This window comes from Streptomyces sp. 135 (genome assembly GCF_020026305.1).
Lineage (GTDB): Bacteria > Actinomycetota > Actinomycetes > Streptomycetales > Streptomycetaceae > Streptomyces.
The window spans coordinates 7,313,714-7,335,206 of the sequence record NZ_CP075691.1 but is presented as its reverse complement, the minus strand read 5'-3'; the positions used below and the strand labels follow the sequence as shown (position 1 = coordinate 7,335,206).

Below are 21,493 nucleotides of genomic sequence, written 5' to 3'. Positions count from 1 at the left end.
TTTCCTAGGCCGTGCGCAGAAAGCGGTCGAGGACACGGACGCCGAAGTGCAGTGCGTCGACGGGGACGCGCTCGTCGACTCCGTGGAAGAGCGCCTGGTAGTCGAAGCCCTCCGGTGTTCTCAGCGGCGAGAAGCCGTAGCCGGTGATGCCGAGCCGCGAGAACTGCTTCGCGTCCGTACCGCCCGACATGCAGTACGGCACGACGTGCCCCTCGGGCGCGAACTCCTCGACGGCCGCCCGCATCCTCGCGTACGTCGGCGAGTCGACCGGCGCCTGGAGCGCCACCTCGCGGTGGTGGAACTCCCAGTCGACGTCAGGGCCGGTGAGCAGGTCAAGCGTGTGGCGGAACTCTTCCTCGCCGCCGGGCAGAAAGCGGCCGTCGACGTAGGCCACGGCCTCCCCAGGAATCACATTGACCTTGTAACCCGACTGGAGCATCGTCGGGTTCGCGCTGTTGCGGACGGTGGGTTCGACGAGCGCGGCGGTCGGGCCGAGCTTCTCCAGGAAGGCGTCGACGTCGAAGCCGGGCGCCTCGGGGTCGCTCTCCAGGCCGTAGAGCGCGGCCAGTTCGACGAGCGAGGCGCGCACGGTCGGCGTGAGCCGGACCGGCCAGCGGTGCTCGCCGATGCGGGCGATGGCGGCGGCCAGCCGGCTCACGGCGTTGGCGCGGTTCACCTTGGAGCCATGGCCCGCCTTGCCGCGGGCGGTCAGCTTGAGCCAGCCCGTGCCGCGCTCGCCCGCCGCGATCGGGTACAGCTGGTTGCCGCGCCCGTCGTGGAAGGTGAAGGCCCCCGACTCGCTGATGCCTTCCGTGCAGCCCTCGAAGAGCGGCGCGTGCCGGTCGGCGAGGAACCCGGAGCCGTCGGCGGCGCTGGCCTCCTCGTCGGCGGTGAAGGCGACCACGATGTCCCGCCGGGGCCGCACCCCGGCGCGCGCCCACCTCCGTACGACCGCGAGGATCATCGCGTCCATGTTCTTCATGTCGATCGCGCCGCGGCCCCAGACGACGCCGTCGCGGATCTCGCCGGAGAACGGGTCCACGCTCCAGTCGGCCGCCTCCGCGGGTACGACGTCGAGGTGGCCGTGGACGAGCAGCGCGTCGGCGCCCGGGTCGGTGCCCTCGATGCGGGCGACGACGTTCGTGCGGCCCGGGGCGCGTTCCAGGAGCGTGGGGGTGAGGCCCGCGTCGGCGAGGCGTTCGGCGGCGTACTCGGCGGCGGGCCGCTCGCGGCAGTCGCCGCCGCCGCGGTTGGTGGTGTCGATGCGGATGAGTTCGGAGGTGAAGGTGACGACCTCGTCGAGCGCCCGCGCGTCCACCTGGTCGTGGTCGGCCTGACCCCCGGGCTCCTGCTGCTGGCTAGCCATACTGCTCCTCCACGGCGGCGGAGGCGATCGTCGTAACCGCCTTGAAGGTACGGATCCCCTCGTACATCGTCTCGCTGTCGTACGCGACCTTGCGCTCCCCCGTACGGCGCACTCCCGGCACGACCGTCGAGGCCATCGCCAGGTGCTCGGCGTCGAACTCGACCTCCACGGTGAACGGTCCGCCCACGACCGGTTCGTGGCGCACCGCGAGTGCGGCGGCGTCCTTGGCGGCGGCCCGGATGTCGGCGGCGGTGCGGGCCGGGGTGCGGCAGACGGCGGCGTAGCGCGACACGTGGTCCTTGACGGCGACCTTCAAGGCGCCGGGCGCGTACCCGAGGGCGTCCTCGCAGGCCAGGTCGTCGCCGGTGACGAGCACCACGGGGACGCCGTACTCGGCGACGACATGGGAGTTGAGCAGCCCTTCGCTGGCGCGTACGCCGTTGACCCAGACGCCGGTGATCTGGTTGGCGAGGTAGGTGTGCGCGAGGACGCCCTCCATGCCGGCGCCCGCGTGGTAGCCGAGGAACGCGATGCCGTCCACGTCACCGTGCTGGACGCCCTCGACCATGGACAGCGACTTGTGCCGCCCGGTGAGCATCTGGGCCCGCTCGTCCAGCTCTTCGAGGAGCAGGTTGCGCATGGTCCAGTGCGCTTCGTTGATGAGCACCTCGTCGGCACCGCCGTCGAAGAAACCGAGCACGGCGGCGTTCACGTCCGAGGTGAACATCGTCCGGCACCGCTCCCACTGCGCGGTGCCCGGCAGCACGTCGGCCGGCCAGGTCACTCCGGTGGCGCCCTCCATGTCGGCGCTGATGAGGATCTTCACCCGTCCCTCTCTTCACTGCCGTGTCTCGTACCTGCCGGTCGAACACCAACCCTAACCAGGGCCTCACGTGGGGCACGCGGCATGGCGGGAGTGGCCAGATCCTTGCGGCACCTGGCCTTCTGGCCACTCGTTGCCGCCGAGAGGGGCCCCGCACGATCGGGGCATGAAGGTTCTCTGGATTTTCGCCCACCCCGAACAGCGCTCCCTGAACGGCTCCCTGATGCGCGACGGGCTGCGTACCCTGGAGGCGCTCGGGCACGAGCACCGCGTCTCCGATCTGTACGCCATGGGCTGGAAGGCCACCGTGGACGCCGACGACTTCGGGGACCCGCCGCGCGAGCGTCTCTTCGTGGGGGCGGAGCAGGAACGCGCCCACGCGTCCGGGACGTTGAGCGCGGACATCGTCGGCGAGCAGGAGAAGATCGCCTGGGCGGACACGCTCGTCTTCCACTTCCCGCTCTGGTGGTTCGGGCCGCCCGCGATCCTCAAGGGCTGGTTCGACCGCGTCCTGGTCCAGGGCTTCGGCTTCGGTGTCGCGGGCCCCGACGGCCGCGCCCTGCGCTACGGCGACGGCGGCCTGGCAGGGAAGCGCGCGCTGATCGTCACGTCGGTCGGCGCCCGGGAGTCCGGCTTCGGCCCGCGCGGCATCCACGGGCACCTGGAGGAGGTGCTGTTCCCGCTGCTGCACGGGACGTTCTGGTACACCGGCATGGCGGCGCTCCCGCCGTTCGTGGTGTACGGCGCGGACCGGCTCACGGCGGCGGACCACGCGCGGGACGCGGCGGCCCTGCGCGAACGCCTGCGCACGCTGCCCACCGAGCGGCCGCTGCCTTTCCGCCACGAGAACGCGGGGGCGTACGACGAGGATCTGGTGCTGCGGCCGGAGTTCGCCCCGGGCCGGTCAGGAGTCGGCGTACACCGCTGAGGCCGTCGGCCCCCTGGTCACGGGAGGTCCCGCGCGCCGAGGCGCAGGTGCTCGATGTGGTAGACGGCCTCGTCAAGGAGCTGGGCCACGTGGTTGTCGTAGAGGCTGTAGACGATGCGGCGGCCCTGCCGGGAACCGGTGACGAGGCCGAGGGCACGCAGCAGGCGCAACTGGTGGGAGACCGCCGACTGTTCCATGCCGACCGCCTCGGCGAGCGCGCCGACGCCGCACGGGCCCTGGCGCAGCTTGGTGAGGATCATCAGGCGGGACGGTGTGGCGAGCGCTTGCAGCGTGGCGGCGATCGTGGCGGCGGAGTCCGCGTCGAGGTGCGTCGCAGGGGTGATCTCGCTGTCGGCTCCGTGTCCCATGCGGCAATCCTACTCGTCGCATAATTGAAGACCTCTTCATGTGTTCCGCTATGGTGGAAGGACCGTCCCCGAAGCGTCCCCGAACACGAGGTGTGCCCCGATGTCTTCCGCCCTGGTGGGCGACCGGCCCCGTCCGGCCGCCACCGCCGCGCCCGCGCCGGCGCGCCGCACCCGGCTCGTCGCCCTGCCCGAGGTCCGCTGGGCCGCGCTGGCCACGGCCGCGTTCCTGCTCGCGTTCCCGCTGGACCTCGCCGGGGCCCCCGCCTGGGCGTGGGGCCCCCTCTACGCGCTCTGTTACGCGGCCGGCGGCTGGGAGCCGGGCGTGGCGGGGCTCCGGGCGCTGCGGGAGCGGAGCCTGGACGTCGATCTTCTGATGGTGGTGGCGGCCCTCGGCGCCGCGGCCATCGGGCAGTACCTCGACGGCGGCCTGCTCATCGTGATCTTCGCGGTCTCCGGGGCCCTTGAGGCCCTCGCGACCCGGCGCACGGCGGACTCCGTGCGCGGGCTGCTGGACCTCGCGCCCGCGATGGCGCTGCGGATCGACGCGGAGGGCGGCGAGGAGCGGGTGGCGGCGGACGCGCTGCGGATCGGCGACATCGTTCTCGTACGGCCCGGCGAGAGGCTGCCCGCCGACGGCGCCGTGCTCGACGGCAGCAGCGAGGTCGACCAGGCCACCATCACCGGTGAGCCGCTGCCGGTGGCGAAGGAGGTGGCCGACGAGGTGTTCGCGGGCACCCTCAACGGCACGGGCGCGCTGCGCGTACGCGTCGGCCGGGACCCGGCGGACTCCGTCATCGCCCGCATCGTGACGATGGTCGAGGAGGCCAGCGAGACCAAGGCGCCCACGCAGCTGTTCATCGAGAAGGTCGAGCAGCGGTACTCGGTGGGCGTGGTGGTCGCCACGCTCGCGTTGTTCGCCGTGCCGCTCGCCCTCGGTGCCGCGTTCACCGAGACGCTGCTGCGGGCCATGACCTTCATGATCGTGGCCTCGCCGTGCGCGGTGGTGCTGGCGACGATGCCGCCGCTGCTCTCCGCGATCGCCAACGCGGGCCGGCACGGCGTGCTCGTGAAGTCCGCCGTCGTGATGGAGCGGCTCGGCGCGGTGACCAAGGTCGCCCTGGACAAGACGGGGACGCTCACCGAGGGCGCACCCCGCCTCACGGACATCCGGACGCTGCCGGGCGCCGGCCTCACCGAGGACGAGGTGCTGGCGCTGGCCGCGGCCGCCGAGCACCCCAGCGAACACCCGCTCGCCCGCGCCGTGGTCGGCGCCGCCCGCGAGCGCGGTCTCGCCCTGGCGGCCGCGGGTGACTTCGCCGCCGCTCCGGGGCGCGGCGTGCGCGCGGTCGTCGCGGGCCGCGTCGTCCGGGTCGGCAGCCCGGACCGGCTCCTCGCCGCCGCCGACGAAGCTTCCCGTACGTCGGTCATGGCGGTGGACGCGATGACGCGGGCCGCGGCGGACGGCGACGCCCGCACGGTCGTCCTGGTCGTGGTCGACGACGTCCCCGCGGCCCTGCTGCGCCTCGCCGACCTGCCGCGCGCCGGGGCCGCGGAGGCGGTCGCGGGCCTGCGTGGACTGACCGGCTCCTCCCCGGTACTGCTGACCGGCGACACCTCCGACGCCGCGGCGCGCCTCGCGCGGGAGACCGGCATCGAGGACGTCCGGGCGGGGCTCCTGCCGCAGGACAAGGTGGCGGCCGTACGGGAGTGGGAGGAGCGGGGCGAGCGGGTGCTCGTCGTCGGCGACGGCGTGAACGACGCGCCCGCGCTCGCCGCCGCGCACAGCGGCATCGCCATGGGCAGGACCGGCTCCGACCTGACCCTGGAGACCGCCGACGCGGTGGTGGTCCGGGACGAACTCGCCACGGTCCCCGCCGTCGTGGCCCTCTCCCGGCGGGCCCGCCGCGTGGTGGTGCAGAACCTGGTCATCGCCTCCGTCTGCATCGGCGCACTGGTGATCTGGGACCTGGCGGGCCATCTGCCACTGCCCCTCGGCGTCGCGGGCCACGAGGGTTCGACCATCCTGGTCGGTCTCAACGGCCTGCGGCTGCTGCGGAGTTCGGCGTGGCGGCAAGGAGGCGACACGACTTGAGGGGCGCCGTGTCGTTCGAGGTGGCGCCGGCGGAGGCGGCCCGGCCGTGCGTGCCTGCTCCATGCGAGCGAAGCGCCGACCGTATGTCGCCCGGATGCACCAGTGGACGGCCCCGCCCGCGACGGGTGCTGAAAGAGTGCCTGCCCGTGCTCGATCTCACCTCCCCCGGGGCACGCTCGCGCCCCGACACCGCCTGGGCGCGCGTGGCGGCCGCCGCCGCTGCCCATCTGCACCGGCTCCTTCAACTGCGGGCCACGGCACTGCGCGGGCCCACCCGCCCCTCGTACCGCGTCGGCTGCAAACGCATCCTGCTCGCGAGCGACTACTATCCGGCCCTCCGGCAGCCCAACGTCGACGTCGTCGCCCAGGGCGTCGAGAAGATCGGCCCCCGCACCATCACCACCGCCGACGGCAACCGACGGCCCGCGGACGTCATCGTGTTCGCCACCGGCTTCCGCGTCTTCGACCCTCCGGTCTCCCACCGCGTCACCGGTACGGACGGCCGGACGCTGGCGGAGCACTGGGGCGAGGGCATGGCGGCGCACAACAACGTCACCGTGCCCGGCTTGCCCAATCTGTTCCTCCTGCTCGGCCCCAACAGCGGACTGGGCCACTCCTCCCTGGTCCTCATGCTGGAGGCGCAACTCGACCACGTGCTGGCCTGCCTGGGTCACCTGGAGCGCACCGGGGCCCAGGCGATCGAAGCCACCCGGGAGGCGTGGCACACGTACCGACGGCAGCTGCGCGACCACACGTCCGGTTCGACGTGGGCGACCGGCTGCGACAGCTGGTACCTCAACCCGCGGACAGGGCACAACACCGCCCTGTGGCCGCGGTCCGTCATCGCGTACCGAAACCTGCTCCGCACCTTCCGCCCGCAGGACCACACCCTGACCCGGCGCCCGGTCCCTTGACGGGGCCGGGCCGCGCGTGCCGGGCGCCCTCAGGTGGCCGGCACGCTCGTCTCTTCCGCGTGGGCCTTACGTGCCTGGTGCGGGACGGTGGGCAGGCTCGGCGCGGGCCCTTCGGAGGAGCGCAGGCCCAACCGGAGGTACAGCGTCTGAGCGACGTCGGTGAGCGTGCCCGTGCTGCTGCGCAGGAGTTCCATGGGCGGGATGTCCACTGCGAAGCGCCGGTTCAGGGTGACCAGGAGTTCGGTCCCCATCAGGGAGTCCATCCCGTAGGAGTCCAATCGCTGGTGCGGGTCCATCTGGTCGGCGTCCATCTGCAAAATCCCCGCCAGGACTCTGGCGAGGGCCTCGGTCAGGTAGGCGATGGCCTCTTCGCCGGACATCTGGGAGAGCGTGCGCAGCAGTTCCTCCTGGTCCATGTCCCCTGCCTCGCCCTGTTCCGGTACCAGTGGCGACAGGCGTGGGCTGGAGACGGACGGCATGACCTTCATCAGCCGGCCCAACTCGCCCCGGAAGACGCCGGTGACCTCGGCATCGCTCCCCAGGAGGGTCTCGGCGACGGTGAAGGCCTCCGCCGGGCGGAGCAGTCCGAAGCCCATGGTGGACAGGGAGTGGCCCAGGCCGTTGCGGGCCACATAACCGGTCTCCCCGACGGCTCCCCAGGCGAGGGCCAGGCCGGCCAGACCGTCGCGGCGCCGGCGTCGGACGAGGGCTTCGAGGTAGAGGTTGCCCGCCGCGTACGGCGCCTGCTTGACATTCCCGAAGGTCGCCGTCTCGGAGGAGTACATCAGGAACAGGTCGCACTCCCGTTCCCGCAGCAGGAGGTCGAGGACCGCCGCCCCAGTGATCTTGGGTGCCATGACCGCGGCCAGGCGCTCCCCGGTCAGCTCGGTGAGCAGGGCGTCGTCGAGGTGCATCGCGCAGTGCACGACGCCGCGCAGGGGATGCCCGGTGGCATCGATGCGGGCCACGACCTCACGCATGGCGTGCGGGTCCGTGACGTCGGCCGCGTACGCCGTGGCCGTCACGCCCCGCCCTGTCAGCGCCGCCAGCACGTCCGCCGCCTCCGGGGCCTCGGCGCCCCGGCGGCTGACCAGCGCGACGTGGCGTGCGCCGAGTCCGGCGAGCCACAGGGCGGTGGCCGCGCCGAATCCGCCGGTGCCCCCGGTGACCAGATAGGTGGCCGTCGCGTCGAGGCGGGTGACCGGCGGTGTCCGTTCGATCAGAGGCGGCTCGTCCAGCGGGTCGAAGGTGACGACGACTTTTCCGATGTGCCGGGAGTGCTGCATGAGACGGAAGGCGTCATCGACGCGTGTCGCGGGGTACGCGGTGTGCAGCAGCGGGCGGAAGGACTTGTCCGTGAGCTCCTTCTTCGTCGTGGCGAGAAGTTGTTCGGCCTCCCGTTCGTCCTGGAGCACCTGGATGAGGTCCAGACCGAAGAAGGCGATGTTCTTGCGGAACGGGCGCAGCGGCAGCGACTTGTTCTCGTAGATGTCCCGCTTGCCCAGCTCGACGAACCGGCCGCCCGGCCTGAGCAGTTCCAGGCTGCGGACCATGGCTTCCCCGGCCAGCGAGTTGAGGACCACGTCGACGCCGCGGCCTTCGGTGATCTCCTGGACCTCCGCGGCGAAGTCGAGGGTGCGGGAGTCCAGTACGTGCCGCGCGCCGAGTGAGCGCAGGAGGTCGCGCTTCAGCTCGCTGCCCGCGGTGGCGATCACGTGGGCGCCGCATGCTTCCGCGTACTGGAGGGCGGCGAGGCCGACGCCACCGGCCGCGCCGTGCACCAGGACGGTTTCACCTGGCTGCAGCCGCGCGAGGGTGCCCAGACCGTAGCGGACGGTCGAGCAGGCGACGGGCAGGGTGGCGGCTTCGGCGAAACCGACGTCGTCGGGCAGCGGCCACAACGCGCGTTGGTCGGCCACCACGTGGGAGGCGAGCGAGGCGGGGGCCAGGCCCACCACCCGGTCGCCGGGTGCCAGGTCCGTGGCGCCCTCTCCGCAGGCGATGACGATGCCCGAGCACTCCATGCCGAGGCCGTCGGCTGTCGGTGTGCCCTCGACGGCCTCCATCGGGAGCAGGCCGACGCTCTGCATGAGGTCGCGGTAGTTCAGCGCGGTGGCCCGCACGGCCACCAGCACCTCGCCCGGGCCGGGTTGCGGCAGCGGGCGCTCTTCCCAGGCGAGCCGGTAGGACAGGCCGGGGTTGTCCACCCGCAGTGCGAACGGCACGGTGCCGTCACAGGGCTGGGCGAGGGGGCGGGGCAGTTCCCGGGGCACGAAGCGGTCCTCGGCGGTGAGCAGGACCTCGTCCTCTTCCGTGGGCCGCAGCAGTTCCCGCGCCAGCCGCTGTGCGTCGGCGGCCTGGTCCGCGGTGCGTTCCAGACCGACTCGGCGGCTGACCAGCCCGATCACCTCGTTGACCAGGCTGCGGGTCATCCCCCACAGGGCGGCGTCCAGTTCGTGCGTGACCTCGGGTGAGGGGATGGCGCCGCAGGGCCGGGTGACGAGCCACAGCTGCGGGGGTTCGGCGGGGGACGCTTCGTCCATCGCTGCGGTCAGCGAGCGCAGCGCCTCGGCGCGGTGGACGGCCTGGGCCGTCAGTTCGCGCGGTGCGGTTGCGGAGGTGTCGCCGAGGACGAGGACGACGGCGACGGTGTCCGTGCCGGGCTCACCGTGCGCCTCCCGTAGCACCTGTGCCCAGGTCGGATCGTCGTCGGTCATGGCGATGACGCGGGCCGGGCTGCCGTGGTGGCACAGCGCGTCGGCGGTGGCGGCGGCCAGGTCCCGCTCGGCCTCCGCCTCGATGGCCACGACGAAGGCGGTGCCGCTCCGATACGGAGGCTCCGTCCCTGCTTCGGTGTCGGCCGTGTCGGCGGCGGCCTCGGAGGGGAGACCGGCGGCCGCGGGGGCGTCGGCCGCGTCCTCGAAGGGGGTGGCGGCGAGCAGGACGGAGATGTCGCCTTGTCCCGAGGGCGTCTCGTGGCCCGTCTGGAACACCTGGCTGTAGCCGCAGTCCCGCAACAGGGTGGGCCAGGCCTCGCTCGGCAGCAGCAAGGAGTGAGGGCGCAGCTCGGTGTCGGTGTTGCCGTAGAAGCTGTCCAGGAACCCGAAGTAGCTCACCAGCTCCATCGGGTCGTGGGGTTCCATGGCCAGGAGGTGCCCGCCGGGTGCCAGGAGCGTGGCCACGTTGCGCAGGGCGTCGGCCAGGTCCGGTGCCGTGTGCAGGGAGTATCCGGCGACGACGAGGTCGTAGCTGTGCGGCGTGTACCCCTGCGCCGCGGGGTCCTCGGCCAGGTCCAGGGTGCGGTACTCGACGAAGTCGTAGGCGGCGAAACGGCTCTGGGCGCGGGGGAAGAAGAAGCCGGAGACGTCGCTGAAGGTGTAGTGCGTGCGGTCGCTCGGCAGCAGCGGCAGCAGCGCGGCGGTGGCGCCGCCCGTCCCGGCCCCGACCTCCAGAATGCGCAGGGTCCGCCCCCGCGGCCACTGGGCGACGATCTCACGGACGAGGGCCTGAGCGACCTGATTGAGGAATCGGGTGACCGGCAGGACGTCGTAGAACTGTTCCATCGCCTGGGCGCTGTGATCGGCTACCAGGAGTTCCATGGGGTCGGCCTGTCCGCGCAGGACACGCTCCATCGCTCGCCCCTGGTGGACGGCGAGGCCGAGCGCGCAGGCGAAGCCCGGGCTGTCCGCGACCGCCCGACGCGCCAGGTGTTCGGTCGGGAACCGCGACGCGGTCAACCGCCACCGCCCGGCACCGACGGGTTCGAGCAGTCCATGCCGTTCCATCAGGGGGAAGAGGATCGGCCAGAGACGCGCGTGCTTCTCAAGGGCTCCGCCCGCCACCAGATCCGCCGTGGTGAAGGGCTGTGCGGGGTCGGACACCAGCCCGGCGACGGCTTGTGCCGTCCACCGCGCGAAGTGCTCCTTCACCAGCTCCGCCGGAACCGCCAGGCCGGCGCGCCGCTCCGTCAACTCATCGATCGTCCTGGCCGCCCCTTCCGCGACGCGCCGGGGCGAGGGCAGCGGAGAGGGCGCGGCCGGCCTGTCGAGGCGGGGGGCCGCGCGCAGTTCGGTGCGGTGCACCAGGACGGGGGCGCGCCGCGTCGCCGCGACGCGCCTCAGCCGGCAGCCCTCCAACTCCACGTGCACCTGGCCGTTCTCATCGGCCAGGACGATGTCCCAGCACACCTCGTCCGGTGTGCGGCTGCGTTCGCTGACCCACACCACGCCCTCGGGTGACGGCTCGTCCCACACGCGGACGGCGCCGATGGCCGCGGGCAGGAACGCGGCCCCGTCCTCGACGAGGTCCCCGAGCAGCGGGGCCCCCGCCTGCAGGGCGCCGTCGAGCAGGGCGGGGTGGGCGGTGTACGGGTGGCCCGGCGCGTCGTGCCGGTAGCGGGCCAGCACCTGGCCCGTGCCGGTGTCGAGGCCGGTGAGGACCTGGAACGTCGGCCCGTAGTCGAGACCACCGTCCGCGCAGGCCCGGTAGTGCTCCTCACCCGTGAGGTGCCGCGGGCAGCGCTCCGCCAGCGCGTCGAGGTCCAGCGGCGTGGGGCGGGTGCCCAGCAACGCCCGCACGCGGGCCCTGATGTGCGCGCGGGGCTCCGGGTTGTGGTGGGTGGTGCTGGTGACCGTCAGCATCCCGTCGTCCGGGTGCAGCGCCACCTGGGTCCGGGTGCCGGGCGCCTCGGCCCAGGGCACGACCAGAGCGGTGAGGATGTCCAGGTGCCTCACCTCGACCGCGTGGCCGAACGTGGCTCTCCCGGCCGCGAGGGCCATCTCCGCATAGCCCGTGGCGGGCATGACGACGGAGCCGGCGACGCGGTGGTCGGTCAGCCACGGGAGGAGCGCGGGTTCGATGCTGCCCTCCCAGACGGGGTGCGGTGCGGTGACGCGTCCGCCGAGCAGGGGGTGCACGAGGGCGCCGTTGCGGTGCCAGGCGTCCGCGTCGCCGTTCCAGTGCCGCTCGCGCTGCCAGGGGTAGGCGGGCAGGGTCGCGACGCGTCCGGGCCGGGGGAAGTACCGGTCCCAGTCCGTGGTGGCTCCGGCGGCGAGCAACGCGGCGGGTACCGCGGCCAGTTGCCCACTGCCGCTCGTGTCGCGGCTCAGGGTGGGCACGACGACCGCGTGCGTGCCGGCCCGCGTGGCGATGATCCGGCGCAGGTAGGTGCGGAGCACGGGGTGCGGGCCGATCTCGACGAGGACGTCTCCGCCGTCGTCCAGGGCCCGCTCGACGGCGGCCGTGAAGCACACCGGCTCCCGTACGTTGTGCCACCAGTACGAGGCGTCCAGCGCGGTGCCCGAGATGCGGCCTCCGGTCACGGTCGAGTACAGCGCGATGTCGCTCTCGCGTGGGGTGAGTCCCTGGAGCGCGGTGTCGAGTGGCTCGCGCTGACCGTCCATGGCCCGGCTGTGGAAGGCGTAGTCGAGGCCCAGGTCACGGACGAACACGCCGCGTTCGGTGAGCCGGGCGCCGAGGTCGGCCAGCGCGTCGGCGTCACCGGCGATGGTGACGTCCTTGGGACCGTTGGCACCGGCGATCTCCAGCGCACCGCCCCAGGGGGCGATCTCCTCGGCCGCCTGCTCGGGCCCGAGTCCGACGGCCGCCATGCGCCCGAGGCCCGCCGTCCGAGCCTGCACCCGGCTGCGTTCGGCGATCACCCGGGCCGCCTGGGCAAGGGTCAGGGCGCCGCCTGCGTACGCGGCGGCCACCTCACCGACGCTGTGCCCCAGCACCATCGCGGGCGTGACCCCCCGGTCACGCAGAACGGCCACGATGCCGATCTGCACGGCGAACAGCAGCGGCTGCGCCACCTCGGTGGCGGCCAGGGACCACTTCTCGGCGGGCAGCGCGAGTTCGTCCAGGACCGACCAGCCGAGCCGGGGCGCGAGTTCGGCGTCCGCCTCCTCGACGGCCTTGCGGAACACCGGCTCCTCGCGCAGCAGGTCGGTCGCCATGCCCGCCCACTGCGAGCCGTTCCCGGAGAAGACGAACGCGACCCGCCCGCACATCGTGGCCTGGGCGACAGCGGCGGACACGGCGTCGGCGCCGCCCGCTCCAGGCACCTCGTCGGCCTCCCGCACGTCCGCGTGCGCGTCCCCGGCCAGCGACGCGAAGCCGCGGGCCGCTTCCCGCGGCGACCGGGCGAGGACGGCCGCGCGGTGCTCGTGCGCGCCACGGCGCAGGCACGAGGTGTAGGCGAGGTCGTAGAACGTGTCGTCGTCCGCGTCGCGCAGCCGTTCGGCCATGGCCGCGGCGGCGGCCGACAGCGCCCGTGGCGTGCGGGCACTGACCATCAGGGGCAGCCCCTCGACCGGCGGGCTGTACGCCACGGGACCCGGGGGCGGCGGTGCCGAGGTGAGCGTGACGTGGGCGTTGGCCCCGCCGAAACCGAAGGAGTTGACGCCGACGACGGGCCGGCCGGTCGGACTCGCGGGGAGCGGCTGCCGAGAGGTGGTGAGTCCGAGGCCGAGACCCGTGAAGTCGATGTCCGGATGCGGGGTGTCGGCGTGCAACATCGGGGGAATGGTGCGGTGCCGCAGCACCAGCAGGGCCTTGCACAACCCCGCCATGCCCGACGCCGGTTCGAGGTGGCCGAGGTTCGTCTTCACCGAACCGACGGGCAGCGCCCCGCTGATGCGGCGTACGCCGAGCGCCCGTCCGATGGCCTGCGCCTCCAAGGGGTCTCCGACGGGGGTGCCGGTGCCGTGGGCCTCGAAGTAGACGACCTCGTCCGGGTCGACGCCCGCTCGCGCGTACACCTGGCGCAGCAGCTCCTCCTGCGCCTCGGCGCTGGGCAGCGCGAGGCCCATCGTGCGGCCGTCGCTGTTGCTGCCGCTGCCGAGGATGACGCCGAGCACCCGGTCACCGGCGGCCAGGGCGTCCGCCAGCGGTTTGAGGACCACCATGCCGCCGCCCTCGGCGCGTACGAATCCGTCGGCCTCGGCGGAGAACGCGGCGCAGTGTCCCCGCCTCGACAGCATGGACGCCTGCGAGAACCCCACGTAGTGGTAGGGGCTGAGCAGGATGTTCGCTCCGCCGCACAGGGCCACCCGGCTCGTGCCCGCCCACAGGGTGTGGCAGGCACGGTCCAGGGCGACGAGGGAGGAGGAACAGGCGGTGTCCACCGCCATGCTGGGGCCGCGCAGATCGAACGCGTGGGAGAGGCGGTTGGCCGCGATAGAGGAGGCCGCGCCCGCCATCGTGTACGGGCTGACCGTTTCCAGCGACATCATCTGGAGCGCCCCGTAGGAGGCGTCGGAGATGCCGACGTAGACAGCGGTGTCGGTGCCGGCGATGCGCTCGGGCGCGATGGCCGCGTCGTCCAGCGCCTCGGCCGCCAGTTCCAGCAGCAGCCGGTGCTGCGGGTCCATGTGGGCGGCTTCCTTGGGCGAGATGCCGAAGTACGCGGCGTCGAAGCCGGCGATGTCGTCGAGAAAACCGCCGGCCGAGGTGTAGCTCCGGCCGGTGCGCGGCATGTCGCCGGCCGCGAACCGGCGGGCGTCGAACCGGTCCTTCGGCGCCTCGCCGACCGCGTCCCGCCCCTCGCACAGAGCCGTCCACAGCCCGTCCATGTCGTGGATGCCGCCCGGCAGGCGACAGGAGACGCCGACGACGGCGATGGCTCTCTCGGGTGCGGCGGAAACCAGATCCTGGGTCACAGGGCGGCCTTTCAGCGAACAGCGGGCAGCAACGGGGTAACAGGTAGTAATGGGTAGTAATGAGGAGCAGTGGGCAGCAATGAACAGCAACAGGGAGCAAAACGCCACAGATCGCTCAGCACCGTAGCCACCTCCGGCTCGAACGCTGGTAGAAATCACCGGAGTTCGGGTGTTTTCCTCGCAATCACCTTTACGAGTGAAGGGCCCCGCATCGACGCCGACCACTCGTCCGAGTGACTGTGCCGAGGCGCGACCTGAGCGGCGGTTCGGACCCGAGACGGCGCCGTAGCGTCTGGTGCCGTCACTCCCCCCTCTTCCTCAGGAGACCCCGTTGTCCGTCCTGCTCACCGGCGCGACCGGCTTCCTCGGCTGCCGCATCCTGCGCGAACTCCTCGCCCGCGGCGAGGAGGTCACCGTCCTGGGCCGTGGCACACCCGACGAACTGCGCGCCCGCGTCGACGCCGCCGTGACGTGGCTCGAGGCCCCGCCATTGGCCGCCGACGCCCTCGCCGGCGTCCGCTACGTCCGCGGCGACCTCACACAGCCAGGCCTCGGCCTGACACCGGAGGACCGGGCCCGCGTCACTCGGGGCCTCACCGCTCTGTGGCACTGCGCCGCGATGATCGCCCTTGAGGCGGAGCCGGCCCCGCTGCACCATGCCAACGTCATCGGCACCCGGCGCGTCCTGGAACTGGCGGACGAGGCTCCCGGGTCGCGCGTGCTCTTCGTGAGCACCGCGTACGTGGCCGGACGGCGCCGCACAGGGCACGTGAGGGAAACCGACCTGCGGGACGGGGACGGGTTCCAGACGCTGTACGAGGAGTCCAAGTACACCGCCGAGCGCCTGCTGCACGCCTGGGCGCGCGAGGGGGGCCGGGACGTCACCGTGTTCCGCCCCAGTCTGCTGGTCACCGACCGCCCGGCGCCCGAGGGGCTGCCCGGCCAGCCGACCGACGTGGCGGTCCGGCTCATCGAGAACGTCCTGCTCGGCCGTGCGGCCGAGCAGGACGCGATGCGGGTGCTGCTGGGTGGCCCGCGCAGCGCTGACACCCGGCGGCCCGAGATCATGCAGCACCGCGTCGAGGGCGACCCCGAGGGCGCGCTCAACCTGCTCCAGGCCGACTACGCGGCCCATGCCATGGTGCTGGCGGCATCGCGCGACGAACCCGCACCAGGCGTCCGCACGCTGCACGTCACCCATCCGCAGAGCGTGAGACTGTCGACGATGGCCACCGCCATGCGAACCCGCTTCCCCGGCCTGCTGATCCGCTTCACCCCCGTACTGTCCCACCCCACGATGCCGGAGCGGCTCCTCGCGAAGCACGGCACGCGCCTGCTGACGTTCAGCGCCCACCGGCGCACGTACGACCGGAGCAACCTCCTGGCGGCCGTCGGTGACCTTCCCGTCCCCGACCCCGTCGACCACGACTACCTGGTACGCGCCTTCGGGGGAGCCAAGGCGCCGCTGCACGTGTGAGCCCCTGGGCCGGGGGCGCCGCACAGGGCGTCGACCTCCGCGTTCCAGAGTGCTCCCACCCGAGCGGCGTCCGGCAGGGCCGCATCGTGCACCACGGCGAGCCGGGCGACAGAGCGGTGGTACGTGAGAGCCGTGTAGAGCAGATGCCCGTCCATGAGCGCCCCCACCGAGGTGACGTCGAGGGCGCGGCTGCCGTCGAAGGACAGCTCCGGCTCCCGGTAGGGCACGTAGTTGCAGCACACCGGCGCGGTACGCGCGTCCATGAGCGCCCTGGCGGTGGCCTCGGAGATCCGGTGCGGGGCATGCTCCTGGAGGAAGCGGGAGGTGGCCGCGCGTCCTTGCCGCTTCGCGCGGGCCGTCGCCCGGTGCACGCGGGCCAACCGCTGCCACGGGTCGGGCAGATGGCAGGGCAGCAGGACACGGGCCGTCGCCAGATGATTGCCCGGCAGGCCCTCCTCGCCTGCGCGGCGCGTCGACATGGGCATGGACACCGGCAGGGCGCACAGCTCGTCGGGGCCGGTACCCCTTTCCAGCGCCAACTGGCGCATCACGCCCGCCATGGCCGCGAGATAGACGTCGTTGGTGGTGACCCCCGCGGCTCGTCCCACCTGGGACAGCCGCTCGTAGGGAAGGGAAACGCAGCTGAGGCGGGAGGAGCCGCTCGTGGGCCCGTACAGCCACCGCCAGGGCGGTGCGGCAACAGGGCCGGGCAGCAGCCCGGACACGGCATCGGCGAGCAGACGCGCCGCGCACGTGAGGGAGAACCCGCCCCGTGACACCGCGGGGCCTGGCCGCGGAGCGCTCCCGAACAGACTGTTGATCAGATGTGCGCGCCCCGTCCCGTCGGTGAGCGCGTGGTGGGAGCGGAAGAAGAGCAGCCACTCGTCGGCGTGGTGGCCGTCGGCGAGCCAGACGTCCCACGGCACGGCCGGTGGCGGCGGCAGGGGGAGGGCGTGCAGCGCGTCGGCCACCTCCTCCCACGTCCGGCCGGGAGGCGCCGCGTGGTGCCGTACGTGGTCCTGCGGACGCACATCGGCCGGCACGCGGCAGGTGCGGCCCCCGACCTCCTCCAGACGGTGACGCAGGACGGGCTGCTCGGCGAAGTGCGCGGCGAAGTGCTCCCGGAGCCGGCCGAGCTCGGGAGCCGCGCCCCGGAACCGCAGCAAGGTCCCCACGATCTGCGGGTGCGCGCTCCGGTACCGGTGGTAGACGGCGTCCACTGGGTTGGCGTACATGCGGCTCTGTCCCCTGTCACGCGGGTGGTCGACTACTTGTGTCACGAGGGTGGTCGGTCACTTGTCGGACACCGGCGCGGACACGGTTCCCCGCTCGCGCGCCGCGGGAAGCCGCGCGTGCGTGCCGGGAGCCGTGCGGCGGTGCCGCCGGTCCAGGCCGACGCGCCGGTGGAGTGCGGCGAGAGGGCGCGGCGCCCACCAGTTGGCGTGCCCGGTCAGCTGCATGAACGCCGGGACCAGCACGCCGCGTACGACGGTGGCGTCGACCAGGACCGCGAGCGCGAGCCCGCAGCCGACGAGTTTGAGCAGGGTGATGCCGGAGGAGATCAGGGGCAGCAGGGCGACCGCGAAGATCACCGCCGCCACAGTGATCATCCTGCCGGTGCGGGCGAGCCCGGTGACGATCGCCGTCCGGTGATCGCCGGTGCTCCGGTACTCCTCCTGGATACGGGAGATGAGGAACAGCTCGTAGTCGACGGAGAGGGCGAACGCCGCGCCGAAGACCAGGATCGGCATCGACGTCTCCAGCTCACCGGTCACGGTGAAGTCCCCCACGAGAGCGCGCAGATGTCCGTCCTGGAAGACGTACACCATCGCCCCGAAGGTGGCGCTCAGGCTCAACGCGCCCATGAGCACGGCCTTCACGGGGATGAGGACCGAGCCGGTGAAGAGGAACAGCAGCAGCAACACCGCTCCGACCACGAGGGCCGCGGCCGTGGGCAGGGCCCCGAGGACGGCGTCCTTGGTGTCCAGTACGCGGGCCGGACGTCCGGAGACGTGATGCCGGCCGGGAGAGGGCAGTGCGCGCAGCTCCCGCACCAGCGGTTCGTCGGCCGACGGCGGCCCGTCGGCGGTCACCGACAGCCAGGTCGATCCGTCGGCGACATAGAGCAGCGCGTCCATGGACGGCCCGGTCGTGCGGCGTCCGTCGTGGTACGTGCCCAGAGCGGTCCCGACCTCGCCCGCCGTGGGCAGGGCGGAGACCCTTCGGGCATAGGCGTCCAGGGCCTGCCGCTGGTCGACGGCGTCGGTGTCGGGCAGCAGTACGGCCAGCGTCCGGGTCCACGGCAGGGGGAACTCGCGGCCGACGCGCGTGGCCGTGGCGTGGGACTCCGCCTTCTCGGGCAGGACCCGCTCGTCGGTGACACCGAAGCGGGCGTGGGTGAACGGCACGGCCAGGGCCAGCAGGAACAGGGCCGCGCAGCCGCCCGCCAGAACCGGTCGGCCGGTGGCGAGGCGCGCCACGCGTGACCACGACGGGCTCCGGCCGGCACGTGCGCCGCGCCGCAGCGGAGCGAACGGGTCAAGCCGGTCGATCCGACCACCGATGACCAGGAGCATGGCGGGCAGCACCACACGCGTGGCCACGGCCGCCAGCACGACGACGCTGATGCCGGCCAGCGCCAAGGAGCGCAGGAACCCCAGCGGGAAGAGCAGGAGCGCGGCGAGGCAGACCACGACCGTGCCCGCGGAGAACAGCACGGTCCGGCCGACCGTGCGCATGGTCGTCCCGACCGCTTCGGGCGGCGTGGCGCCCGCGGCCAGCTCCTCGCGGTAGCGGCTGACCACGAACAGGCCGTAGTCGACGGCCAGTCCGAAGCCGAGGGCGGTGGTGAGGTTGAAGGCGAACGCCGACAGCGGCATGTACGCGGCCAGCACCTGGAGAACGGCGAAGGTGCCGGCCACGGAGAGCGCGCCGACCACCGCGGGCAGCAGCGCCGCCGTGAGTGATCCGAAGGCGAACAGCAGCACGAGGACGGCGAGGGGGGCGCCGATGAGTTCGGCGCGGATCAGTTCCTCGCGGCTCAACTCGGTCACCTGGGCCATCACCCAGGCCGGCCCGGTCGCCGTGACGGTGAACGGACCCTGCCCACCGGTCAGCCGTGGCACCAGGTCCGCCGCCCGGCGCGCCGCCGCGTCCTCGTTCCCCCGCAGGTCCACGGTGACCAGGGCGGCCCGGCCGTCCTCACTGAGCAGCCTGCGGTCCCCCACGGCCCAGTAGGAGACGACTTCCCGCACGCCCGGTTCGTGGGCGACCCGGTCGGCGAACTCCTGGCCCGCGCGCCGCACTTCAGGGGCGTCGGCAGGCTGGGGTGCGCGCGCGTACAGGACCAGGTCGGGAATCCCCGCGCCGAAGCGCTGCTGGATCAGCGCGTCCGTACGGGTGGCCTCGGTCCCCTCGGCGATGTAACCGCCGTTGGACAGCCGGCCCGGCGCCGCGAACGCGGTCAGTGCCAGCACGGTGCCGATGCCGGCGGTGGCGAGCAGCACCCACCACGGGCGCCGCGCGCTCCGTGGAGCCGTCCCGCACCGCCCGCGAGCGGTATCGCGCCTCCGGCCGAGCAGACCGCTTCCGGGAAACCATCGCATGACGGTCCTTTCCTCGACGCGGCAATCCTGTCCAAAGCGGCATTCGAGGGTCAAACACTCATTAGGCCTGAAGAGTGACGAGTAGCATCGAACTTCACGTTGAGGGAGATTTACTCGCAGAGAACGCGAACGATGGGAACCACACCACGTGTTGTCACCCCGACCAGAGGAGAACCGCATGCGTGCCGTGCATCACCTGCGAGCCGCCGCCGTGACGGCGACCGCAGTCCTGACCCTGTTCGCCACGGGCACCACCAGCCAGGCCGGACCGCAGACGGCCGGCGCCCCGTCAGCCGCCGTCGCCGCCCCCCGGGCCACCCTCAAGTGCTCCCTGCGGACCGGCCCCGGCCAGCGCATCACCTTCAGCCCCGCCGTCACCAGCACCCCCCGCAAGATCTCGGCCCGCGGCAGCGCGAACCTGGACAACTGCACGTCCCCCAACGGCCGTCAGCCCCGCATCAGCTCCGGCCGGCTCACCGTGAAGGGCAGCGCGCACGCCAGCTGCTCGCGTGCCAGGTCGATCAAGGGCAGGGCCACGGTCACCTGGTACTCCGGCCCCCACCGCACCGGCCGGATCCTCGGACGTTCCACGCTCCGCCCGGCCCCGCACGGCACGCGCGGATACACCGCGGCCGACTCCTTCCTCAACGGAACCGTCGCCTCCGGTCGCATGGCCCACCGTTCCTTCTCCGGCACGGCGGTGCCCACCAACAACGTGCGCCGCTGCTACAGCAGGGGTGTCGGCTACATCGAGGGTCGGGGCAGCCTCACCATCCGCTGACCCGCGCCCGGGAGGACGGCGGCACCGCCCGCAGACTCCGGTGAGTTCGAGGGTGTGTTCCAGTTCCGCGAAGCCCGTGCTCTCGGTGAGGCGTTCCGCCCACGTCTCGACCTCGCGTGCGTCGACCGGCTGGCTGCGGCCGCAGCGGCGGCAGATGAGGTAGTGGCGGTGCTCGTCGGTGGGGCGCCGGAGGTAGAGCCGCTCGCCGGACTCGTCCCGTACGACGTCGACGAGGCCGGCGCGGTCGAGGTCCCGCAGCGCGCGGTAGACGGTGGTGAGTCCGACCGTGCTGCCGAGTCCGGCGAGCAGGGCGTGCAGTTCCTGGGCGGAGACGAACTCCCGGCAGCGGCCGAGGGTTTCGAGCACGGCGGCGCGCTGCGGTGTCCTGCGTACGCCGGTCGCCGCGCGCCCGCCCGCCGACCCGCCCGTCACGGCACGCCCTCCCCCGCCGTCACCGCCACGCGCGAGGCGCCCCGGAAGCTCAGCGTCCGGTAGACCGAGACGGCGCCCGCCAGCTCCGCGCACGCCTGCGAGGCCGCCGTCACGCGGCGCGTGTACGCGGGGTCGGTGGCGTCGAGCAGGACGCCGAGGGTCGTGCCGCTGTGTCCGACCGCCACGCCGAGGCCGCCGACCTCACGGCAGACGGCCCGCATCGGCTCCAACAGCCGTTTGTGGCGCAGGTTTTGGTTCATCAGGGCGCTGCGGGTGGCGACGCGGCCGACCTCCGCGAGGTCCCGGGCACGCACGGCGTCGGTGAGCCGGGCGAGCAGGGCGGCGTACGCGTGCCGGTCCGCCGCGGTGAACGGCTTGGGGATGCGGTTGAAGTCCACGGTGTCGACCGAGCCGCCCTCGTCGACGCCGACCACGGCCATGGCGGGCAGCGACCCGAGGACCGCGCGCAGCCGCACGCTGCGGTGGTGGAAGGCGACGATCGCGGGGTAGAGCACGCCGTCGGTGGGTTCGATGCGGGACAGGAGCCGTTCGATGCGGACGGGCGGCATGGGGACACCGAGGGCCCGGCCGACCGCCCGCGCGGTCGCGACGAGGTCGGCGGAGGAGCTGGCGAGCCCCTTGCCCTCGGGGATCACGCTGCTGACGGTGAGGGTCCCGCCACGCGCGGACCGCACACCACGTGGCGCCAAGTCGACGATCATCCGGGCCAGTTGGAGCGCCTTCGTCTTGCGCGGCGGCCAGACCTCCAGCTCGCCGGAGTCGGACTCCTGCCGGTAGGTGGCCATGCTCCAGCGGGCGACGGGCAGCGTCACGAGGAAGTCGCCGTCCTCCTCGGGCAGCACGCCCTGGAGGAGCTCACCGAAGGTGCCGAAGGCGGTGCCCACACCGGTGGCCACCCCCGGCCCGGCCCCTCTCGGACGCGGCTCCTGTCGCGGCAGGCGAGCCCTGGCTCCGGGCTCCTGGGACAGCTTCACGCGGCTCCTCTCGACACGGCGGGGCACTGAACGGCGCACCGCCTCCCATGG

General features: G+C 72.9%; 12 protein-coding genes and 1 pseudogene. 5 read left to right on the top strand and 8 right to left on the bottom strand.

What is annotated here, in order from left to right:
* Positions 1–4 precede the first annotated feature (4 nt).
* Both KKZ08_RS32900 and KKZ08_RS32895 read right to left on the bottom strand, forming a co-directional pair.
* Positions 5–1,366, bottom strand: a complete 1,362-nt coding sequence (locus KKZ08_RS32900; protein WP_223777894.1) for a M20/M25/M40 family metallo-hydrolase — start codon at positions 1,364–1,366, stop codon at positions 5–7.
* Positions 1,359–2,192: a M55 family metallopeptidase gene (locus tag KKZ08_RS32895; protein WP_223777893.1), complete on the bottom strand. Its 834-nt coding sequence runs from the start codon at positions 2,190–2,192 to the stop codon at positions 1,359–1,361. Before KKZ08_RS32895 ends, KKZ08_RS32900 begins: the two co-directional genes overlap by 8 nt.
* 163 nt (positions 2,193–2,355) lie before the next feature.
* On the opposite strand from KKZ08_RS32895, the gene KKZ08_RS32890 reads away from it, so the two are divergent.
* Complete coding sequence (locus KKZ08_RS32890) at positions 2,356–3,117, top strand: NAD(P)H-dependent oxidoreductase (protein WP_223777892.1); 762 nt, start codon at positions 2,356–2,358, stop codon at positions 3,115–3,117.
* Between the two features lie 17 nt (positions 3,118–3,134).
* Here the strand turns inward: KKZ08_RS32890 and KKZ08_RS32885 are convergent, their stop codons facing one another.
* Positions 3,135–3,485 (bottom strand): metalloregulator ArsR/SmtB family transcription factor, encoded by a 351-nt coding sequence (locus KKZ08_RS32885; RefSeq protein ID WP_223777891.1) that lies wholly within the window; start codon positions 3,483–3,485, stop codon positions 3,135–3,137.
* Positions 3,486–3,585: 100 nt separating this feature from the next.
* On the opposite strand from KKZ08_RS32885, the gene KKZ08_RS32880 reads away from it, so the two are divergent.
* On the top strand, positions 3,586–5,577 hold the full coding sequence (locus tag KKZ08_RS32880; protein ID WP_223777890.1) for a heavy metal translocating P-type ATPase: 1,992 nt from the start codon (positions 3,586–3,588) through the stop codon (positions 5,575–5,577).
* Positions 5,578–5,723: 146 nt separating this feature from the next.
* Complete coding sequence (locus KKZ08_RS32875; protein ID WP_223777889.1) at positions 5,724–6,491, top strand: hypothetical protein; 768 nt, start codon at positions 5,724–5,726, stop codon at positions 6,489–6,491.
* 29 nt (positions 6,492–6,520) lie between these two features.
* On the opposite strand, the gene KKZ08_RS32870 is transcribed toward KKZ08_RS32875, so the two are convergent.
* On the bottom strand, positions 6,521–14,152 hold the full coding sequence (locus KKZ08_RS32870; RefSeq protein WP_223777888.1) for a type I polyketide synthase: 7,632 nt from the start codon (positions 14,150–14,152) through the stop codon (positions 6,521–6,523).
* A gap of 331 nt (positions 14,153–14,483) precedes the next feature.
* On the opposite strand from KKZ08_RS32870, the gene KKZ08_RS32865 reads away from it, so the two are divergent.
* Complete coding sequence (locus KKZ08_RS32865; RefSeq protein ID WP_223777887.1) at positions 14,484–15,629, top strand: SDR family oxidoreductase; 1,146 nt, start codon at positions 14,484–14,486, stop codon at positions 15,627–15,629.
* On the opposite strand, the gene KKZ08_RS32860 is transcribed toward KKZ08_RS32865, so the two are convergent.
* Both KKZ08_RS32860 and KKZ08_RS32855 read right to left on the bottom strand, forming a co-directional pair.
* On the bottom strand, positions 15,581–16,864 hold the full coding sequence (locus KKZ08_RS32860) for a wax ester/triacylglycerol synthase domain-containing protein (protein WP_223777886.1): 1,284 nt from the start codon (positions 16,862–16,864) through the stop codon (positions 15,581–15,583). The genes KKZ08_RS32865 and KKZ08_RS32860 overlap by 49 nt on opposite strands.
* Before the next feature lie 57 nt (positions 16,865–16,921).
* On the bottom strand, positions 16,922–19,135 hold the full coding sequence (locus tag KKZ08_RS32855) for an MMPL family transporter (RefSeq protein WP_223777885.1): 2,214 nt from the start codon (positions 19,133–19,135) through the stop codon (positions 16,922–16,924).
* Positions 19,136–19,412: 277 nt separating this feature from the next.
* Here KKZ08_RS32855 and KKZ08_RS32850 point away from each other — a divergent pair, with 277 nt between their 5' ends.
* Positions 19,413–20,015, top strand: a complete 603-nt coding sequence (locus tag KKZ08_RS32850) for a hypothetical protein (RefSeq protein WP_223779387.1) — start codon at positions 19,413–19,415, stop codon at positions 20,013–20,015.
* 102 nt (positions 20,016–20,117) lie between these two features.
* On the opposite strand, the pseudogene KKZ08_RS32845 reads toward KKZ08_RS32850, so the two are convergent.
* Both KKZ08_RS32845 and KKZ08_RS32840 read right to left on the bottom strand, forming a co-directional pair.
* Positions 20,118–20,381, bottom strand: a pseudogene (locus KKZ08_RS32845) (transcriptional repressor); the annotation flags it as partial.
* 62 nt (positions 20,382–20,443) lie between these two features.
* Positions 20,444–21,364, bottom strand: coding sequence for a kinase (locus KKZ08_RS32840; RefSeq protein WP_223777884.1), 921 nt, complete (start codon positions 21,362–21,364; stop codon positions 20,444–20,446).
* Positions 21,365–21,493: the final 129 nt, after the last annotated feature.

Bases quoted from the DNA above. Each gene is read 5' to 3' on its own strand.
- KKZ08_RS32900 (WP_223777894.1), bottom strand. From the start codon at position 1,366: ATGGCTAGCCAGCAGCAGGAGCCCGGGGGTCAGGCCGACCACGACCAG.
- KKZ08_RS32885 (WP_223777891.1), bottom strand. From the start codon at position 3,485: ATGGGACACGGAGCCGACAGCGAGATCACCCCTGCGACGCACCTCGAC.
- KKZ08_RS32860 (WP_223777886.1), bottom strand. From the start codon at position 16,864: ATGTACGCCAACCCAGTGGACGCCGTCTACCACCGGTACCGGAGCGCG.
- KKZ08_RS32880 (WP_223777890.1), top strand. From the start codon at position 3,586: ATGTCTTCCGCCCTGGTGGGCGACCGGCCCCGTCCGGCCGCCACCGCC.
- KKZ08_RS32890 (WP_223777892.1), top strand. From the start codon at position 2,356: ATGAAGGTTCTCTGGATTTTCGCCCACCCCGAACAGCGCTCCCTGAAC.
- KKZ08_RS32850 (WP_223779387.1), top strand. From the start codon at position 19,413: ATGCGTGCCGTGCATCACCTGCGAGCCGCCGCCGTGACGGCGACCGCA.